This window comes from Pantoea sp. X-Soil-ISGK-421, from assembly GCF_059730785.1.
The window spans coordinates 2627368-2644189 of sequence record NZ_AP035979.1; the positions used below are offsets into that span (position 1 = coordinate 2627368).

At 52.9% G+C, this 16822-nt stretch carries 12 protein-coding genes; 3 read left to right on the top strand and 9 right to left on the bottom strand.

Annotation, left to right across the window (positions count from 1 at the left end; translation table 11 throughout):
- Window positions 1–3: 3 nt before the first annotated feature.
- From AC6I8K_RS12290 to wbaP, 6 genes are all read right to left on the bottom strand, one after another.
- On the bottom strand, window positions 4–726 hold the full coding sequence (locus AC6I8K_RS12290; protein WP_064739229.1) for an SGNH/GDSL hydrolase family protein: 723 nt from the start codon (window positions 724–726) through the stop codon (window positions 4–6).
- Window positions 727–741: 15 nt separating this feature from the next.
- A complete protein-coding gene (locus AC6I8K_RS12295) occupies window positions 742–1878 on the bottom strand; it encodes an EpsG family protein (protein ID WP_483817733.1) in 1137 nt (378 codons plus the stop codon).
- A gap of 180 nt (window positions 1879–2058) precedes the next feature.
- A complete protein-coding gene (wzc, locus tag AC6I8K_RS12300) occupies window positions 2059–4236 on the bottom strand; it encodes a tyrosine-protein kinase Wzc (protein ID WP_064739231.1) in 2178 nt (725 codons plus the stop codon).
- 12 nt (window positions 4237–4248) lie between these two features.
- Window positions 4249–4683 (bottom strand): arsenate reductase/protein-tyrosine-phosphatase family protein, encoded by a 435-nt coding sequence (locus tag AC6I8K_RS12305; protein ID WP_483817734.1) that lies wholly within the window; start codon window positions 4681–4683, stop codon window positions 4249–4251.
- Window positions 4684–4692: 9 nt separating this feature from the next.
- Entirely contained in the window at window positions 4693–5823 is a 1131-nt protein-coding gene (locus AC6I8K_RS12310; protein ID WP_155726391.1) for a polysaccharide export protein, read from the bottom strand.
- A 274-nt stretch (window positions 5824–6097) separates the two neighbouring features.
- On the bottom strand, window positions 6098–7531 hold the full coding sequence (gene wbaP / locus AC6I8K_RS12315) for an undecaprenyl-phosphate galactose phosphotransferase WbaP (protein WP_064739233.1): 1434 nt from the start codon (window positions 7529–7531) through the stop codon (window positions 6098–6100).
- A 788-nt stretch (window positions 7532–8319) separates the two neighbouring features.
- On the opposite strand from wbaP, the gene AC6I8K_RS12320 reads away from it, so the two are divergent.
- The gene (locus AC6I8K_RS12320; RefSeq protein WP_064739234.1) at window positions 8320–9882 is read left to right on the top strand and encodes a TerC family protein; all 1563 of its coding nucleotides are present in this window, start codon (window positions 8320–8322) and stop codon (window positions 9880–9882) included.
- A gap of 99 nt (window positions 9883–9981) precedes the next feature.
- Here the strand turns inward: AC6I8K_RS12320 and asmA are convergent, their stop codons facing one another.
- The 3 genes from asmA to udk form a co-directional block, all read right to left on the bottom strand.
- On the bottom strand, window positions 9982–11781 hold the full coding sequence (asmA, locus tag AC6I8K_RS12325; RefSeq protein WP_497826813.1) for an outer membrane assembly protein AsmA: 1800 nt from the start codon (window positions 11779–11781) through the stop codon (window positions 9982–9984).
- Window positions 11782–11926: 145 nt separating this feature from the next.
- Window positions 11927–12508, bottom strand: coding sequence for a dCTP deaminase (gene dcd / locus AC6I8K_RS12330; RefSeq protein ID WP_007888946.1), 582 nt, complete (start codon window positions 12506–12508; stop codon window positions 11927–11929).
- A gap of 72 nt (window positions 12509–12580) precedes the next feature.
- Window positions 12581–13219 (bottom strand): uridine kinase, encoded by a 639-nt coding sequence (gene udk, locus AC6I8K_RS12335; protein ID WP_007888949.1) that lies wholly within the window; start codon window positions 13217–13219, stop codon window positions 12581–12583.
- Between the two features lie 230 nt (window positions 13220–13449).
- Here udk and AC6I8K_RS12340 point away from each other — a divergent pair, with 230 nt between their 5' ends.
- Together AC6I8K_RS12340 and AC6I8K_RS12345 are read left to right on the top strand one after the other, a co-directional pair.
- On the top strand, window positions 13450–14061 hold the full coding sequence (locus tag AC6I8K_RS12340; protein WP_064739236.1) for a phosphatase PAP2 family protein: 612 nt from the start codon (window positions 13450–13452) through the stop codon (window positions 14059–14061).
- Window positions 14062–14211: 150 nt separating this feature from the next.
- On the top strand, window positions 14212–16776 hold the full coding sequence (locus AC6I8K_RS12345) for a diguanylate cyclase (RefSeq protein ID WP_497826814.1): 2565 nt from the start codon (window positions 14212–14214) through the stop codon (window positions 16774–16776).
- Window positions 16777–16822 lie beyond the last annotated feature (46 nt).

Consider the following 16822-nt stretch of genomic DNA (forward strand, 5'->3'; position numbering starts at 1 on the left):
GGGTTAGCTGCTGTGCCGCGAGAAAACGCTATCGAAGTTGCTGCTCAAAACGTTGAAGGTTCTTTCTGCTTTCTGTTTATAAAGCATCTCGTTCGGGTGAATGCAATCAGGCGACATCTCAGATTGCCAGTCACGGTTCTGTTTGATGACGCTGAATTGTTTCACAATCGGGACCTGCTGCTCTTTAGCCACTTCATTTAACTGATACACATAAGGCCAGACATTCCAGCGCTCGGCTTTGCCACAGATTGGATTCGGTTCCTGTAAAACCACCAGCTTGTTATTCGCCTTCGCGCCTTTCACCAGATCGGTGATGATGCGCTTGTACTCTTCCGGCGTTTCAATGCGCTCGCCTTTGTCTTTGAAGAAATTGATGCGCGCATCGTTAATCGCATAGTTAATCAAAATCATATTGGCGTCGGATTTCGCCATGCGTTCTGACCAGTCCTGCGGTGTGTTGTCTTTGTTATAAACCAGCACCGAGACCTGTGCGCCGGGCATACCGTGATTCTTCACCTCAATGTTGTTGCCGTATTTCTCGCGCAACATCTGCTGTAAAAAACTCACTTCGTTATTTTTACTGATGATATTGCGATTGCCGGATGCGGTGACGCCCGCTGTTGTGGAGTCACCGTATGCCGCGATGATAAAGGTGCCGGGATGATCGTCTGCCTGCGCCAGTAACGGCGCAGAGGTGATCAGAACTGCCAGTAATGTCTTCCGCATATTTCCTCTCATCGATTAATGAAACAATTTGAATTCACGAGCAACTTCATAGCCAACAACGGCTTGCTTCAGTGAGATCGTGTTGTAATAGAGGTAATAAACAAGGAAGAAAGCAAACATCGCGAACATCGCGGGTTTAAGCGCGCGTTTTGACTGGAAGATCAGCGACGTCAAAATAATCGGTTCGACCTGCAGCAGGTAGTTCGACAGGCGCGCACCCGATGAGTAGTTATAGAAGAAGATCCTGATACCGCCGCCGATAGCGAAAGTGAGAATCAGCAGGTAATTCAGTTTCCACACGTCGTACTGATCGCGCTTGAGTTTGTTGCTCAGCATGAAGTAGACAAAGATGAACACCAGCATGATGTTTTTCAGGTTCGACACTGACACCACGCTGCCATCACCGGCATTCGACGCTTCGTTGCTGTAGCCTGCGGCCCTCTCCCCCATCGATCCCAGATGTCCGGCGATCAAGGCAATAAAGCCGGTACCGCCCACCACCGAGAGTGGCACACTGAACATGATGATGATCACTGGCCACCAGCGTGATTCCCGAATAAACAGGAACGGTATGATGGTGACGACCATCACGGCGGTGTTGTGACTGAGGAAGGACAGAATAAAGAAGGCAAACGCCCACCAGTATTGCTTGATATAAATGGTCCAAATTACGCCGAGAAACAGCGCCGAACTCAGGCCAAAACGAATCTGGTTAACGTCTTTGTTGATGAAGATGTGCGCCGAGTAAAGCGCCAATGCCAGCACCGGATACGGCGACATCTTTTTAAAGAAGATCGCGTTAGTCGATACTGCCAGAATACTGAACACAAACAGGAACACGCTGGCATTGTGTGAAAACAGGCTGGTGATCCATGCAATCGCAAAAATCAGCGGTTCGTAACGGAAGAAGGCAACGGTATTAGCAAAACCGTTAACCTCAATACGGCGGATGAAGTCGGCAAAGAAACTGCGATATTGATAGTCATCCATCCCGGTGCCGAGACCGCGAATACCCGCAAAGACAATCAGCGTTACGGTGGCGATACACAGCAGGTAAGTCAGAATATGGGTGGTGCGTTCGTCTTTCTTCAACAGGATTTCGACCAGCGCAAGCAACAGTACAAACCCTGATAAATACCAATATGGAGCCATGGTGTGATTCCTTAATTCCACAAGTTCTCATGCCAACAGTGGCTTTTATGGCGTTATAGAGAGAATCACCTGTGTAAATCGTTGCGTGTCGTCATTCAAACGGTGCGATCAAAAGGGGCGGTCAACCCGCCCCTCTCTTCACCGGATTACCCTCATCATTAACGGTCAATGACGGGCAAATTAACTTTTGGTCGGTTTGCCATACTCGTAGTCGTAATAGTCGTAACCGTAACCATACGAGTTGGCGGCTTTACGCACCACGGCGTTGAGGATCACACCTTTAATCTCAATACCGTTCTGTGCAAAGCGTTTGAAGCTGACATCCAGTTCTTTCGGCGTGTTGGTTTCAAAACGCGCCACCATCAGCGAAGTACCGGCCAGTTTGCCGATGATAGATGCATCGGTTACCGCCAGAATTGGTGGCGTATCAATCAACACCAGATCGTAGTTCTTGCTCGCCCAATCCAGCAGCTCACCCATGCGACGATGCATCAGCAGTTCAGATGGGTTCGGCGGCACCTGTCCGCGAGGCAGGAAGTCAAAACCGTACGGGCCTTTCTGAATCAGCGCTGGGCTGAATTCGGTTTTGCCAGACAATACGTTGGACAAGCCTGATTTGTTATCAGCTGACAGCAATTCGTGGGTATAACCGCGACGCATATCACCATCGATGAACAGCACGCGTTGGCCCGCTTTTGCTACCAGCGTTGCCAGATTGGCACAGATAAAGGTTTTACCAATACCTGGGCTGGCGCCGGTGATCATCAGGATGTTGTTTTTCGCTTCCATCATCGCGAAGTGCAGGCTGGTACGCAGGCTACGGATCGCTTCAATTGACAGGTCGGTTGGATTACCCAAGGCCAGCAGCGTTTCGTGCGGATCGGTTTTCACCTTGTTGCCACGACGCGCCAGTGCTTCGGTATCTTTCTTACGTTGCCATTCTGACAGCGGTACGCTGGCGTAGACGTTCATGCCCAGCTCTTCCAGCTGCTCTGGATTCTCGATACCGTGATGCAACAGCGCTTTCAGCAATACCAGACCCACAGAAACCATCAGACCCAGAATCACGCTAGCAGCGATAATCAGCAGCTTCTTCGGTGCCACAGGACTGTTACCGGTTGCCGCGCCATCGATGATGCGCACATCACCCACGGTGCTGGCTTTACTGATACCCAGCTCTTGCTGACGGTTCAGCAACTGCATGTAGATTTCCTGACCCGACTGCACATCACGCGTCAGACGCAAGATCTCTTGCTGCGTTTGTGGCATCTGAGAAATCTTTTTGTTCAGCGTTGCCTGCTCACCTTCCAGCGTTTTGCGTTTTTCCAGCAAGGCGCGATAGGTTGGGTGATCTTTAGTAAACAGCTGAGAAACTTCGGCTTCACGGAAGGTCAGTTCGTTCAACTGGCTCTGCACGCTGACAGAAGAATCCAGCGCAGATTTCGCTTCCAGCGACAGGTCAACCGACTCGTTCTGGCGACGGAAGGTGTTCAGCTTATCTTCCGCATCATCCAGTTTGCCACGCACTTGCGGCAGCTGATTGCGCAGGAATTCCAGGCTCTTTTCCGCTTGCTCAGATTTGCGTTCAACGTTCTGCAGCAGGTAGTTATTAACGATTTGGTTCAGTACCTTGCTGATCTGCTCTGGATCTTCACCCAGATACTCCAGACCCAGCACACCGGTGTCTTTGCCTTTGTCGGCAACGGTCAGGTTGGCCAGTACCGAGTTAATGGCTTGCAGCTCGTTCAACTTGGTTACGCTGAAGCTGGTGCCCTCATCGGCATTGATACCGCTGACCAGCATGGTGACATCACCGTGCGTTTCCAGCTGACCGACTTTACCTTTGAACAGCTCATCGCCATCCGCTGACACGGTGTACGAGTCAGGACCGGTCACTTCCAGTTCGACGGTGCGCTTATCAATGGTGCGTGGAATTTCCAGGCGAGAGATCGCCACGGTTGATGGCTTGTTGCCCATCAGGCGCGACAGACCTTTACCAATAACCGGGAAATAGTTCTGGGTGACAACGGTATCCAGTCCCAGATCGGCAACGGTTTTACCGATAACCATGCGCGATTCGAGAATCTGAATCTCAGTATCGGATGCTGGCGTTGGCGGCAGAATGCTGTCGAGCTCATTCAGCACCGAGCTGGCGTTCTTTTGCTCAACCTGCACCATGGCATCAGCGCTGTAAATCGGTGTTGCAAACAGTGTGTAGAGGGTTGCCACCAGCATAAAGAAAGCGGTAACGGCAACAATGATCCAGCGATGATCAATCAGCTGTCCCACAAGATGCGCCAGATCCCATCCATTCGAATCTTCCTTTGGCGCGGTCATAACCTTGTTTTTGATATTCATGGATAATCCCAACTATCGGCTTAATACGTTGACCCATTTCTGGGTAGCGTTTTCCAGTAACCCGTAGACCTCTTCAAAGGCCTCGCGACTTTTTTTGTACGGATCCGCAATTTCATGCTGGTTGAGCCAGTGGCCAAGCAGCATGGTTTTTCCGCGTGCGGCTGGATCGATGCGATTCACCTGCTCAATATGGCGCTTTTCCATTACCAGAATCAGGTCATAGTCACGACACATGCTGGCCGTTAACTGCTGTGCCTGATGACCCTCGAGCGACACGCCGTGATCGGCGGCCACATCGAGAGCTTTCTGGTCCGCCGGATAGCCTTGCAGCGCACTGAGCCCTGCGGAGGCGATCCGGATGTTGGGTAGCGCGCGTTTGAACAGACGCTCTCCGGTGGGAGAGCGGCAAATGTTGCCGACGCAGACGACTAACACGGACTTAATCATGGCGAACCCTTAGTTCGACCAGTTGCGGAAACGAAGCGCCGCGGAGCTGGCATCGTCAACACCTACGATGGTCGGCAACAGGCTTGAAATCACACGGTTCCAACGGGTAATTGGTGTCGCGGTGACATAAACGATGTCGTACGGCTCCAGTTGGAATTCGGTGCCCATCACCATCGATGCCGCATCTTTGGTATTCAACTGATAGATGTTGGCAATTTTGGTGCGGTTGGTGCCGCGGATCGGACGAATCACGAACACGCCAGTGGCATCAGACGTGGTCTGATCCATACCCTGCGAGTTGCCCAGTGCTTCGGCCAGCGTCATGCCGCTGCGGTCCATCTTCAGCGTTGACTGCTGCTTCACTTCGCCCATCACGAAGACTTTCAAGTCATCGTTACGCGGAACGTAGAGGATATCGCCCGGATAAAGCAGATGGTTTTGGCTCAGGTCGCCGTTTTGCATCAGCGCCTGCAACGAAAGACGTTGTTCTTTGCCGTTGTGCGTCAGCACCACGTTGCGCCAGTCAGCGTCAGCGGCTAAGCCGCCAGCGGCGTTGACGGCATCCAGCACGGTCAGCGGCACGTTAGTGATCGCCTGTTGTCCGGAGGTGGTCACCGAACCGGTAACGTAGGCTTTCTGCGAACGGAACGAGGCGACGTTTACGTCAACCTGCGGACTTTCAATGAACTGTGCCAGACGACGCGCCACTTCGCTGCGGATCTCGGTGACGGTTCGGCCCGCTACGCGGACTTTACCGATGTACGGGTAGAAGATGGTGCCATCCGCCTGCACCCAGTTGCCGGTGTCGCTGGCGCTACGGTATTGACCGGCTGGTGTGGTCAGCTCTGGGTGATCCCAGACGGTGACGTTGAGTACGTCGCCAACACCGATGCGGTATTCGTAGCTCTGGATTTCGTTTTGCAGCATCGGGTTAGCCTGCGCGACTAACGGCTTAGGACGCATCTGTTCAACCAGACGCGGCGTCAGCGGGAAGACGTTGACATATTTGTCGATGTCATAGTTGCTATCCTGTTGCTCTATGACATCTTTTCCACTGGTGGAAAGGTGAGAACCCGGCTCAATAGTACATCCGGAGAGAAAAGTCGCGGATACCAGTAAAGGTATCAATTTAATTTTCATTATCATCTGATTCTTCGCTATCAGTTATTGATTGATAGAGGCGAAATCGCCCGCTGTGTAGCGTCTTACAAAAAGTTAATGTGACGGGTTAAACACTGAAACTGTGGGTCATTATTATGCGCTCCCTTGGTTTTATGTTGTCACCGAGTCTAAAGACGACATCAATTCAAATGGTTTATACAGACTCAATAAGTGCAGCTGTCAAATAACGACACACCCAGCACCGGCAGTTTTCAACCAGGGATAATAGTGCCCTCCCCGGCCTCGCTGTCTATCAATAGGCGCCATCGCGTTTCAGCACTACGCCAACCGTCTTAAACAGAATCGCAATGTCATTCCACAGCGACCAGTTCTTGACATACCACGAGTCGAAATAGACGCGTGTTTCATAGTCAACGTCGTTACGACCGCTAACCTGCCACAATCCCGTCATGCCTGGCTTTGCCATCAGGTAATAATCGACGTCACCGGCATAACGGCAGAGTTCATCTTCAATAACCGGGCGCGGACCCACCAGGCTCATATCGCCACGTACCACGTTCCACAGCTGCGGCAGCTCATCCAGACTGGTTTTACGGATGAAATGACCGACTTTGGTAATGCGCGGATCGTTCTTCAGTTTGAAATCTTTATCCCACTCGGCACGGGCCACGGGGTCGGTACGCAGTACCTCTTCCAGCACCTCTTTCGAGTTGATCACCATTGAGCGGAATTTCAGGCATTTGAACTTACGGCCGCCCAAACCAACACGTTCATGACCGTAAATCGGTGGTCCACCATCGCGGCCAACCATAAAGCCGAGTACCAGCAGCGCCGGGGAAAGCGCGAGGATAATGCTGAGCGCGCCGACGATATCGAATGCACGCTTAAGGAAACGTGAAGTGCGCTTCGCCAGATTGTTATTGACGCGCAGAATCATCACTTCATGGCTGAAGATGTAAGCCATGTCGGTACCGTAAAGCGGTACACCGCGCAGCGTTGGGATCACGGAAACCGAGCGGCAATTATGCATCGCGAGGGTTTTCAGCCAGTGATCGCGGTGCTGACTCTGTTCGAACTCCACCGCCACGATGAACTGGGTTTCGCTGTTAGTCAGCTGCCACAGCTCTTGTTCGTTGTGCAGAACGGGCACGCCTGAGATGCTGGCCTGCGGGCTGCTCTTATCAACATCGAAGAAGGCAATCACATCAAAGCCCATAACCTCTTCGCTCTGCAGCGCCTGCCAGGCTTCCTGCGCATTACGGCTGCTGCCGATGATGATAGTTTGCTTCTTCCACATGCCGTAATGATTCAGTACGCGTTTAGAGATGGAGCGCGCCAGTGGAATCAGAATCAGCGCCAGAATCCAGGTAGCAACCCAGACAAAGCGCGACATTTGCCATTGTGAAAGTGCTGAAATTGACAAATCAATGACAGAGAAAATGAGAATGGTACGAAAGATCTCTTTGAGCTCGAACCAGAATGGCTTGCGATAAGTATAATGACGCAGGCGAACCCAGAACCAGCCTACGCAAATAATGGAGAGAGCAATGTGCGTAGCAATTTTTAAATGCAGGTATTTTTCAGATATATCTGCCAAAGGAGAATGGGTGAACGAATTAACCAACGCCATCGCAATAAATAATGCGGCGTTGAAACAAATTAAATCCGAGCATGCCAGTAAAAATTTGGTCAGGAGACTTTTATATGTAATTTCGTTATCGCGCATATTTAACTCTTTTATATTATTTCTTTAATCCCTAACGCCTCAACGCTGTTTAATAAACGAGCGATATATTCACTGCATTTGTTGAGGCAATCTGCGGTAAATTCTCTGAGGTCAAAACCAACTCTCGCATTAGTAAGCAAGAGAATCTTGATTAATACCAACAGATTAGTCCGACTTCCCTTACCACAGTGACAGACCATTTAACCAAGATAAGGCGTTTCAGGCACGCTACCGCCCTTGGCTGTCGCTGCCAATACCGCTTCCGTCATCCTATTTACAGCCTGTTTTATGCGGCATTTCGCGCTAATTACCGGCCGTGGTCCGCGTGCGATCACAATTCGCAACATTAGGAGGCTAAGGAGCACGCTATTAACAACATTGGCGCAGACATTTACTAACACGTTGCTATACTAGTTATTACTGGCTTGTTTACAAGTAGGCCCCGTCTTCCCTGCACTATTTTAGGAAAAAGACTACCAGCCATAAGTATTGATGCCAGCCCTTTCAGGCCATTCCTCAGCAAAATTCAGATTAATTCGATACTCAACGACTCAATATGCTGCATTAAAAATGCGCGAGCTTAGTGACTAAAAAAAAATAATAGCGTGCTTCATTCACGTGCAATCTTTATCCATAATTTCATCTTTTCGGTGCAAACCGGCAATCGCGGTTATTCTTCTTTCTTAGTCGCACCGCGGATTGACCGTGTTAGCGGCTATTTGTAGGCTTTAGGCCGTTTCACTATCATCAGATTAAACATATGACACAGACATTAAGGTGATTAACGCATGTTGGAGTGGATCATTGATCCATCGCTCTGGGCAGGATTAGTAACGCTAATCGTTCTGGAGCTGGTGTTGGGCATTGATAACCTGGTTTTCATTGCCATTCTCGTCGAAAAGTTGCCGCCAAAGGAGCGCGACCGCGCGCGCATTATCGGGCTGCTGCTTGCGCTGCTGTCGCGTTTAGCGCTGCTGGGCTCACTTTCGTGGCTGGTAACCCTGACACAACCGCTGTTTACCCTGCTGCATCACGATTTTAGCGCCCGCGATCTGCTGCTGTTATGTGGTGGCTTCTTTCTTCTTTATAAGGCCACTACCGAGTTAAACAGCCGCCTTGAAGGCGGTGATGAGGAAACTGGTCAAAATAAGAACGGTGCTAAATTCTGGCCAGTGGTGGCGCAAATAGTGGTGCTGGACGCTATCTTCTCGCTGGATTCGGTGATTACCGCCGTCGGTATGGTCAATGAACTGCCGGTGATGATGGCAGCGGTGACGGTGGCGATTCTGCTCATGCTGCTGGCAAGTAAACCGCTTACGCGTTTTGTTAACGGCCATCCGACTATCGTGATTCTCTGCCTGAGCTTCCTGCTGATGATCGGCTTTAGCCTGGTCGCCGAAGGATTAGGCTTTGTTATTCCGAAAGGCTATCTCTACGCGGCGATCGGTTTTTCTATCGTCATTGAGATACTGAATCAGCTGGCAACGTTTAACCGTCGCCGTTTCCTCACTGCCGGACGCCCATTACGTCAGCGCACTTCGGAAGCCGTCTTGCGTATTTTGCGCGGTGAGGCGCAGCATGCCGAATTGGACGCCGATACCGCCTCTTTAGTGAGCGACAATGAAGAAGGTGCGCTGTTTAACCGTCAGGAAAGACGCATGATTGCACGCGTGCTGGGGCTGGGGCAGCGCCAGATCAATAGCATCATGACTTCGCGCCACGATATTGAGCACATCGACCTTGCCGAAGATCCGGCTGACATTATGGCGAAGCTCGACCGCAACCAGCACACGCGTATTCTGGTTACCGAACAAGGACGCGATCCGCTCGGCGTAGTGCACGTTATTGATCTGCTGCACCAATCCTTGCACAGCAAATCCTTGGATTTACGCTCGCTGATCCGTCAGCCGTTGATCTTTCCTGAGCGCGTAACGTTGCTGCAGGCGCTGGAACAATTCCGCAACGCGCGCACCCATTTCGCTTTTGTGGTGGATGAGTTTGGTTCGGTGGAGGGGGTGGTAACGCTTAGCGACCTGATGGAAACCATCGCCGGCAATCTGCCGAACGAAGGGGAAAAAATCGACCCGCGTTATGATATTGAAGCATTGCCCGACGGCGGTTGGGTGGCGAACGGGCATATGCCATTAGAGGATTTAGCCGTCTATGTGCAGCTGCCGCTCGACGAAAAGCGCAATTACCATACGCTGGCGGGATTGCTGATGGATAGCCTGCAACATGTGCCGCAGGAAGGGGAAGCGTTGCAGATCGGCGATTATCTGCTGCGTACATTGCAGGTGGAAAATCATCGCGTGCAGAAAGTGGAAATAGTGCCGATAAATATCGAGGCATAAATCGCACCTAACGTAACGGCGCGATTTATCGCGCTCGTTTTATCCGCCATCGCGGTGCGCAATACATTGGGCCGCTACGTTAAGGTGCGAAACGGGCGTTTATGGCTGCTTCGCAGGTTGCTGGCGATCCAGCCACTGATTCAGCCGCGACTTCGCTTCACTTTGCAGCTGCTGACGCACCACGTCATCCACCGGTAACGAATACTGCAGATTATTCCAGCCGCCATACATGCGCAGCGGAATAGTTTGCTGATTTAACAGGTTGGCTAATTTGTCATCGCCCTGCCATCCGCGCAGCACCATATTAATGGTAACGTCGAGCTGCTGCTTATTCATATCGACACGGCCTTGAGTTTGCACCGCCAGACGACTGTTGCCGCCCTGCAAATCCGGCAAACTGAAGATGCCTTGCTTGAGGCTGACGCGCCCGCTTAACTGCTGGATGCCCTGATCGTCTGGCTGATCGTTAGTGACACGATTGCTCACGCGCGCCACCGCCCGACGTACCATTTGCTGCAGATTCAGCTGCGAAAGCTGCAGATTAGTGGCTTCCAGATCCGCACTGCCCTGCCAGTTACGTTTTGCTTCTTCAATACTTAATCCGGCTCCGCTGAGATCGCCTTTCAGCGAGACGGTGCCCTGCAATGTTTCTGGCAGTTCCAACGCTTTGAGCAACGGCGCAATGGCGATGTTATCCAGCTCAGGCTGGAACGCGACTTGCGTTACCGGTTTACGGATGTCCACCGAACCGGGAACGGAGAAATGCCCGTCACCGAATTTGCCTTGCAACTTACTCAGGGTCATCAAGCCCTGCTGATTGCTGGCGTCGAGCTGCAAATTGGTCAGCGTCAGGCCACGCCACACGCTGCTATCCGCCGTGAGGTTGAGCATCAGATCCACTTGATTCAGCGGCGAGTCGCTGTTGTCACGCATGCGCGGCTCAGCAATCACTGGCGTGCTAACCACGTTGGCACGCTGCGCTGCGCTGCTATCCGTCACCGGTGCATTCGCCATCAGCGCGTCGATATTTAAGTGGGTGGCATGCAGCGCCAGATTCAGCTGCTGCGGAAGCGCCAAACGTCCATCGGCGCTGCCATCCAGCGCGCTGTCATTGGCGGTGAGCTGCATCTTCTGTAACGAGAAATGCTGATTGTCGCCGTTCCATTCACCCTGACCGCGCAACGTGCCTTTAATCCCCTGCGTCGGCAGATTGGCGCCGTCGATGGCGTAATTCATCTCATCCAGTTGTCCGACTAAACGATGTGGATACTGCGCCACATTCATTTGCCCTTTGAGATTGACGCTGAGATTGCGCTGATTACGCGAAATCCGGGTAGCCAGATTAATGCTGGCCTGTTTGCTGGCATCCTGATCGAGATTGAGATTGAGGTCGCGGAAGTTATATTCGTCGCCGCCGGACTGCTGCCAAATCAGCAGGCTATCGGCGAGACGCAGTTTGCCTATGTTAAATGACCAGCCGGTGTTGCTGCTGCTCACCGGTTCGGCATCACCCGGCCCCACGGGCGCGCCCGTCGGCTTTTGCGCTGCACTCTGCGGCGTGACGCGAATAATGGCATTTTTCAGCATCACCTGGTTGACGCTAAGCTGATGCGATAACAGCGGCCAAAGATTGACATCCAGCCGCATGTTATCGGCGGTGACCATCGGCTGCGTGGCGCCAGGCGCGGTCAAACTCATGCGCCCAGCCAAAATGCTGAGTTGCGGCCAGACATGCCAGCGCAGATCGCCGCTCACCTGAAGCTGATAACCACTGCGCTGTTCTACCTGCTTTACCATATAGGTACGAAAGTCGTTGGGATTGACCAGCAACACCAATGCTGTCATACCCGCTACGACCACCACTAACAGGATGGCCAGTGTTGTTATCACTCTTCTCATCAATTCCTCATTGCCTGCATACTTCAAGTTGCAGCAGCGTTGGCTGCGCTCGCTCACCCCCGTCACTTACTGCTGTAAGCGCCTGGAGATCTACTCGCTTGCCGCCTTGCTGCACCTCGAAGTATTGTGGCAAGCATTTTTTTAGTCAGTCTTTGTCGATGCGGCTGGCATCCGCGCCCTGCTGACCACGATATTTGGCATCTTCGCGGCGGTTATACGGACGCGCAGCCGGGCCTGATAACGGCTCAAAGCTCAAGGCACCAATTAACATGCCCGGACGCAGCGCCAGCGGCAGTTTGCCCGAATTATAGAACTCCAGCACGATGCGGCCTTGCCAGCCGGGATCGATACGGTGCGCGGTAACGTGCACCATCAAGCCAAGGCGTGCCAGCGAAGAACGACCATCCAGCCAGCCGACCAAATCGTCGGGTATGGTGACGGATTCCAGCGTCACCGCCAGCGCCAACTCGCCCGGATGCAGGAAAAAGGCCTCGCCTTCCGGCAACACAATCTCATCGCTCATCACGCGATCCAGTGCGGCACTGACCTCGTGCTTTGGACCACTCAAATCAATAAAAGCGGCAGTGTGGCCACTAAATGTGCGGAACTGATTGCCGAGGCGCACATCAACCGTCGCGCCGTTAATGCGTTCCACTGGCGGACGCGGCTCAATCGCCAACTTTCCGTTGTCCAGCCAGGCTTCAATATCGCGATCGCATAATCTCATCGCAGGTACTCCATGAATTAAGTGTAGCGAATGGCTACGACAGTGCGTCACGCCTGCGCGGACGCTGTGTCGTCAAAGATACTGATTAATCTTGGCCTTGAGGATATCAATCGCGATACGGTTTTTTCCGCCGCGCGGCACAATGATGTCAGCGTACTGCTTGGAAGGTTCAATAAATTGCAGGAACATCGGACGCACGGTCTTCTGATATTGGCTCATTACGGAATCCATTGAACGACCGCGCTCATTGACGTCGCGCTTCATGCGGCGCATCAGGCAGATATCCAGCGGCGTATCGACGAAGATGGAGAAATTCATCTCCTGGCGCAGTCGCGCATCGGTCAGCAGCAGAATGCCTTCCAGAATGATGACTTTCTTAGGCTTGAGATGAATGCAATCGCTGGTACGCGTGTGCTCAACGTAGCTGTAGACCGGCAACTCAATATCCTGACCCGCTTTGATAGCGCGCAGATGCTGCAGCAGCAAATCATGATCCATCGCACTCGGATGGTCATAGTTGGTTTTCACCCTCTCTTCCATGGTGAGGTGACTCTGATCTTTATAGTAGGCATCTTCGGGGATCACGCCGATATGCTCGTCACCGACCTGGTCACGGATTTCACGATAGAGCGTGCTGGCGATAAGACTTTTTCCGGATGCGGATGCACCTGCGATGCCAACGATCACGCACTGATGAGACTTGTCAGTCATACTTTTTTAAGACCTGATAACTGGAGCCTGCCTAAGCCGAAGCTGCAACGGGCCGAATGAGAGGGTTAGTTGGCGGCAATTATAGGTATTTCACCGGTTTGATGCCAGAGAAATGGGCCGACGGCTTTTCAGAATATCCCCTTTTGCAGCCAGACGCTTAATCGTTACACTGTTCATCTGCCAACACTGTTGCTGGCGTTGGTACGCTGAATGGAGCCGCAAGGAAAAGTATGAGCTGGAAAACCCTGACCTATTTTGGTGACAGCATGTTGCTGATCCCTACCGCGGTGATTATCGCGCTGGTATTGCCATGGAAAAGCGACAACCGCCAAACCGTCTGGTATTGGGTGCTGGCGTTTGGTCTTGCTGGCCTGGTGGTGAGCGTCTCGAAAATACTGTTTCTCGGCTTTGGTATTGGTAGCGCCAGATTCAACTTTACCGGTTTCAGCGGACACAGCGCGATGTCAGCCACGCTCTGGCCGGTAATGATGTGGCTGATCTCCGGCCGCTGGTCGCCGCGCTGGCGCCTGTTTACTATTGGCATCGGTTATCTGATCCCGTTGATGGTCGGCCTGTCGCGGCTGGTTATTCACGCACACTCAAAGAGTGAAGTGCTGGCCGGCCTGATGCTCGGCTTCACGCTTAGCACCGCATTTCTGTTAACCCAGCGCCGCACGTCGCTGAAGGGCTTTAGTCTGCCGCAGGTCGGTATTGCGCTGCTGGTGCCGCTGTTGCTGCTGGGCCACGGTCGCGTCGCCACCACACAACAGTTCCTTGAGCGCTTCTCGGCCAATCTGGCCGGCTTAGAAAAACCGTTCACCCGCGCCGATCTTTTTCGCTAATACCGATTGGCCCTTTGCGCGCAAAGGGCCAATCAATTCAGTGAATAACGACCAAAACTGATTTCCCCGCAGACATCTCAAACAGATGTGCTAGCATGCAAAATAGTGATTGACTGGCGCATTTTCCCTGCGGCGCGGCTGGATTCTTGCATGACCCTCGAAATATTGACCTCACAGCAAAAACCACAACGAATCTGGCTCAATGCTTTGCTGATGGGCGGACTGACCTTTCTGCTGACGTTGTTTTGTCTGGAACTGATTGTCGTCAGCGGACGCATTTCTCCGCTTTGGTACTCCACCGCGCTGATGACGGTGATCGTGTTTCGTGCCCCGTCAAAACACGTGCCGCTGCTGCTGCTCGCCTGCGTACTGGGTACCGCGCTGGCCAACCTCCTGATTATTGGTCCCGCGCTCAGCAATATTAAATTCGCCGTCTTAAATATGGTGCAGGCCATTTTAGGCGGCGTAATGCTGCGCGCCCTGCTTGATCGACGCGCGCCGCTTAATTCATTGCTCGATTGGGTACGTTTTGCGCTGTGCGCCGGCCTGATTGCGCCATTATTGGGTGGCGTCGTCGCGTTATGGATGCTGCATGTCGGTAACAATGCGGCGCTGCCCTTCTTCTCGACGTGGGTAATTTCCGAAGTGATTGGCGTGTTGGCGTTTGGTCCGGTGTTATTGCTATGGCCGAATAAACCCCTGCGCCACATCTTTACGCCAGGCCGTCAGCTGGAAACGTGCCTGACGCTGCTCGGCACGCTGCTCGCCAGCTATTTATCGCTGCGTTTTCTGCCGTGGCCCTTCACCTTTATTGTGGTGATTCTTTTTTGGTGCTCGGTACGACTGCCGAAATTTGAAGCGTTTCTTTTGTTCTTCCTCAACGCCAGCTTTATTTCAATCCTGCTGGCCTTCAACTGGGTTAATCTGGCGCAAAACGGCATGCTGCTCGGCCAGGTGAGCACCTGGCTGCCGTTCCTGTTAGTGCTGCTGCCGAGTCACGTTATGGCGCTGGTGATGGATGCCTTCCAGCGTGAAAAGCATCACATCAGCGAAAGTGAAACCCGTTTCCGCAATGCCATGGAGTATTCGGCCATCGGCATGGCGCTGGTTTCGCCCAATGGCGGCTGGCAGCAGGTGAACCAGTCGCTATGCCAGACGTTAGGCTTCCCGGCCGAAGAACTGAAAAAACTCACCTTCCAGCAGATTACGCATCCCGACGATCTCAATAGCGATTTGCAGCAACTTGAGCGCTTAGTGGCGGGTGAGATCATGACCTACACCATGGAGAAGCGCTATTTCCGCAAGGATGGCGAGATCGTCTGGGCGCGGCTGACGGTATCAATGGTGCGTGACGCGGCGCAACAACCGCACTACTTCATCGCCCAGATTATCGATATCTCCGAATTGAAGCAGAGCGAGCAGGTCAATCGCCGCTTAATGGAACGCATCACGCTGGCGAACGAAGCCGGCGGCATCGGCGTGTGGGAATGGAATTTACTGACCGGCGAAATGCTGTGGGACAAGCGCATGTATGAGCTGTTTGGCCTCAGCCCACAGCAAACCCCCACCTACGATCTGTGGGTGCATCTGCTCGATCCGGACGAACGGGAAAGCGCCGCGCTGGCGGTGCAGCAAGCCATCGAACGCCGCAGCGCTTTCCAACTGGAATACCGGATCAATTTGCCGGAGGGGCCGCGCTACGTGCGCTCCGAGGCCAACCGCATCCTGAGCCAGGATGGGCACATCGAACGTATGCTCGGCATTTGTCAGGACATCACGCCGCTGCGCGCCTTGAATGAAGCGCTGTTCCAGGAAAAAGAGCGCATGGCGATCACCCTCGATTCGATCGGGGAAGCGGTGATCAGCACCGATGATGAAATGCGTGTCACCTTTATGAATCCCGTGGCTGAAACGCTGAGCGGTTGGCCCCAGGAAAAAGCCGCGGGCGTGCCGATTACAGAGCTGCTTAACATCACGCGCGGCACGAATGGCCCGCGCGTCGATAACGTATTGCTGTGTCAGCTGCCGGGCGAAAAAATCTCACCCGATCTCGACGAAGAGTTGGTGCTGCACACGCCAGAGGGTGCGCGCGTTGAGATTCACTACAGCATCACACCGCTGAAAACGTTAACCGGCGCCAGCATTGGTGCGGTGATGGTTATTCAAGACGTTAGTGAATCGCGCAAGGTAATGAAACGCCTCAGCTACAGCGCCTCACACGATATGCTGACGCGCCTGCCGAATCGCCAGAGCTTCGAGCAGCGTTTAAAACATTTGGTTAACGATGCGGCGACCAACAAGACGCAGCACGTGCTGGTGTTTATCGATCTCGACAAATTTAAAGCGGTGAACGATACCGCTGGGCACGCAGCAGGTGATGCACTGCTGCGCGAACTGGCTGAGCTGATGCCACATCATCTGCGCAGCAGCGATATGCTGGCGCGTTTGGGCGGTGATGAATTTGGCGTGTTGCTGCCGAATTGCGAGGTGGATCAGGTGCGCGATGTGGTGCAGCGCATTGTCACGGCGGTGAACGAATATTGTTTTGTGTGGAAGGAGCAGCCTTATCACGTCGGCGCGAGTGCCGGCATCACGCAAATTGATCAACATAACTGCATCAGCAATGTGGTGATGTCACAGGCTGATGTTGCCTGTTACAGCGCAAAACACGCGGGCCGTGGTCAGTATCACGTTTATCAGGAAGTGCAGCGGTAATCTGCCGCTTCTGCCCATTGCCAGCCCGCGCTGGCTGCGCTAAAGT

Excerpts from the sequence above, each read along its gene's own strand:
- AC6I8K_RS12305 (WP_483817734.1), bottom strand. The coding sequence starts at position 4,683 with ATGATTAAGTCCGTGTTAGTCGTCTGCGTCGGCAACATTTGCCGCTCT.
- udk (WP_007888949.1), bottom strand. The coding sequence starts at position 13,219 with ATGACTGACAAGTCTCATCAGTGCGTGATCGTTGGCATCGCAGGTGCA.
- AC6I8K_RS12310 (WP_155726391.1), bottom strand. The coding sequence starts at position 5,823 with ATGAAAATTAAATTGATACCTTTACTGGTATCCGCGACTTTTCTCTCC.
- wbaP (WP_064739233.1), bottom strand. The coding sequence starts at position 7,531 with ATGCGCGATAACGAAATTACATATAAAAGTCTCCTGACCAAATTTTTA.
- wzc (WP_064739231.1), bottom strand. The coding sequence starts at position 4,236 with ATGAATATCAAAAACAAGGTTATGACCGCGCCAAAGGAAGATTCGAAT.
- AC6I8K_RS12320 (WP_064739234.1), top strand. The coding sequence starts at position 8,320 with ATGTTGGAGTGGATCATTGATCCATCGCTCTGGGCAGGATTAGTAACG.
- AC6I8K_RS12290 (WP_064739229.1), bottom strand. The coding sequence starts at position 726 with ATGCGGAAGACATTACTGGCAGTTCTGATCACCTCTGCGCCGTTACTG.
- AC6I8K_RS12295 (WP_483817733.1), bottom strand. The coding sequence starts at position 1,878 with ATGGCTCCATATTGGTATTTATCAGGGTTTGTACTGTTGCTTGCGCTG.
- asmA (WP_497826813.1), bottom strand. The coding sequence starts at position 11,781 with ATGAGAAGAGTGATAACAACACTGGCCATCCTGTTAGTGGTGGTCGTA.
- AC6I8K_RS12345 (WP_497826814.1), top strand. The coding sequence starts at position 14,212 with ATGACCCTCGAAATATTGACCTCACAGCAAAAACCACAACGAATCTGG.
- dcd (WP_007888946.1), bottom strand. The coding sequence starts at position 12,508 with ATGAGATTATGCGATCGCGATATTGAAGCCTGGCTGGACAACGGAAAG.
- AC6I8K_RS12340 (WP_064739236.1), top strand. The coding sequence starts at position 13,450 with ATGAGCTGGAAAACCCTGACCTATTTTGGTGACAGCATGTTGCTGATC.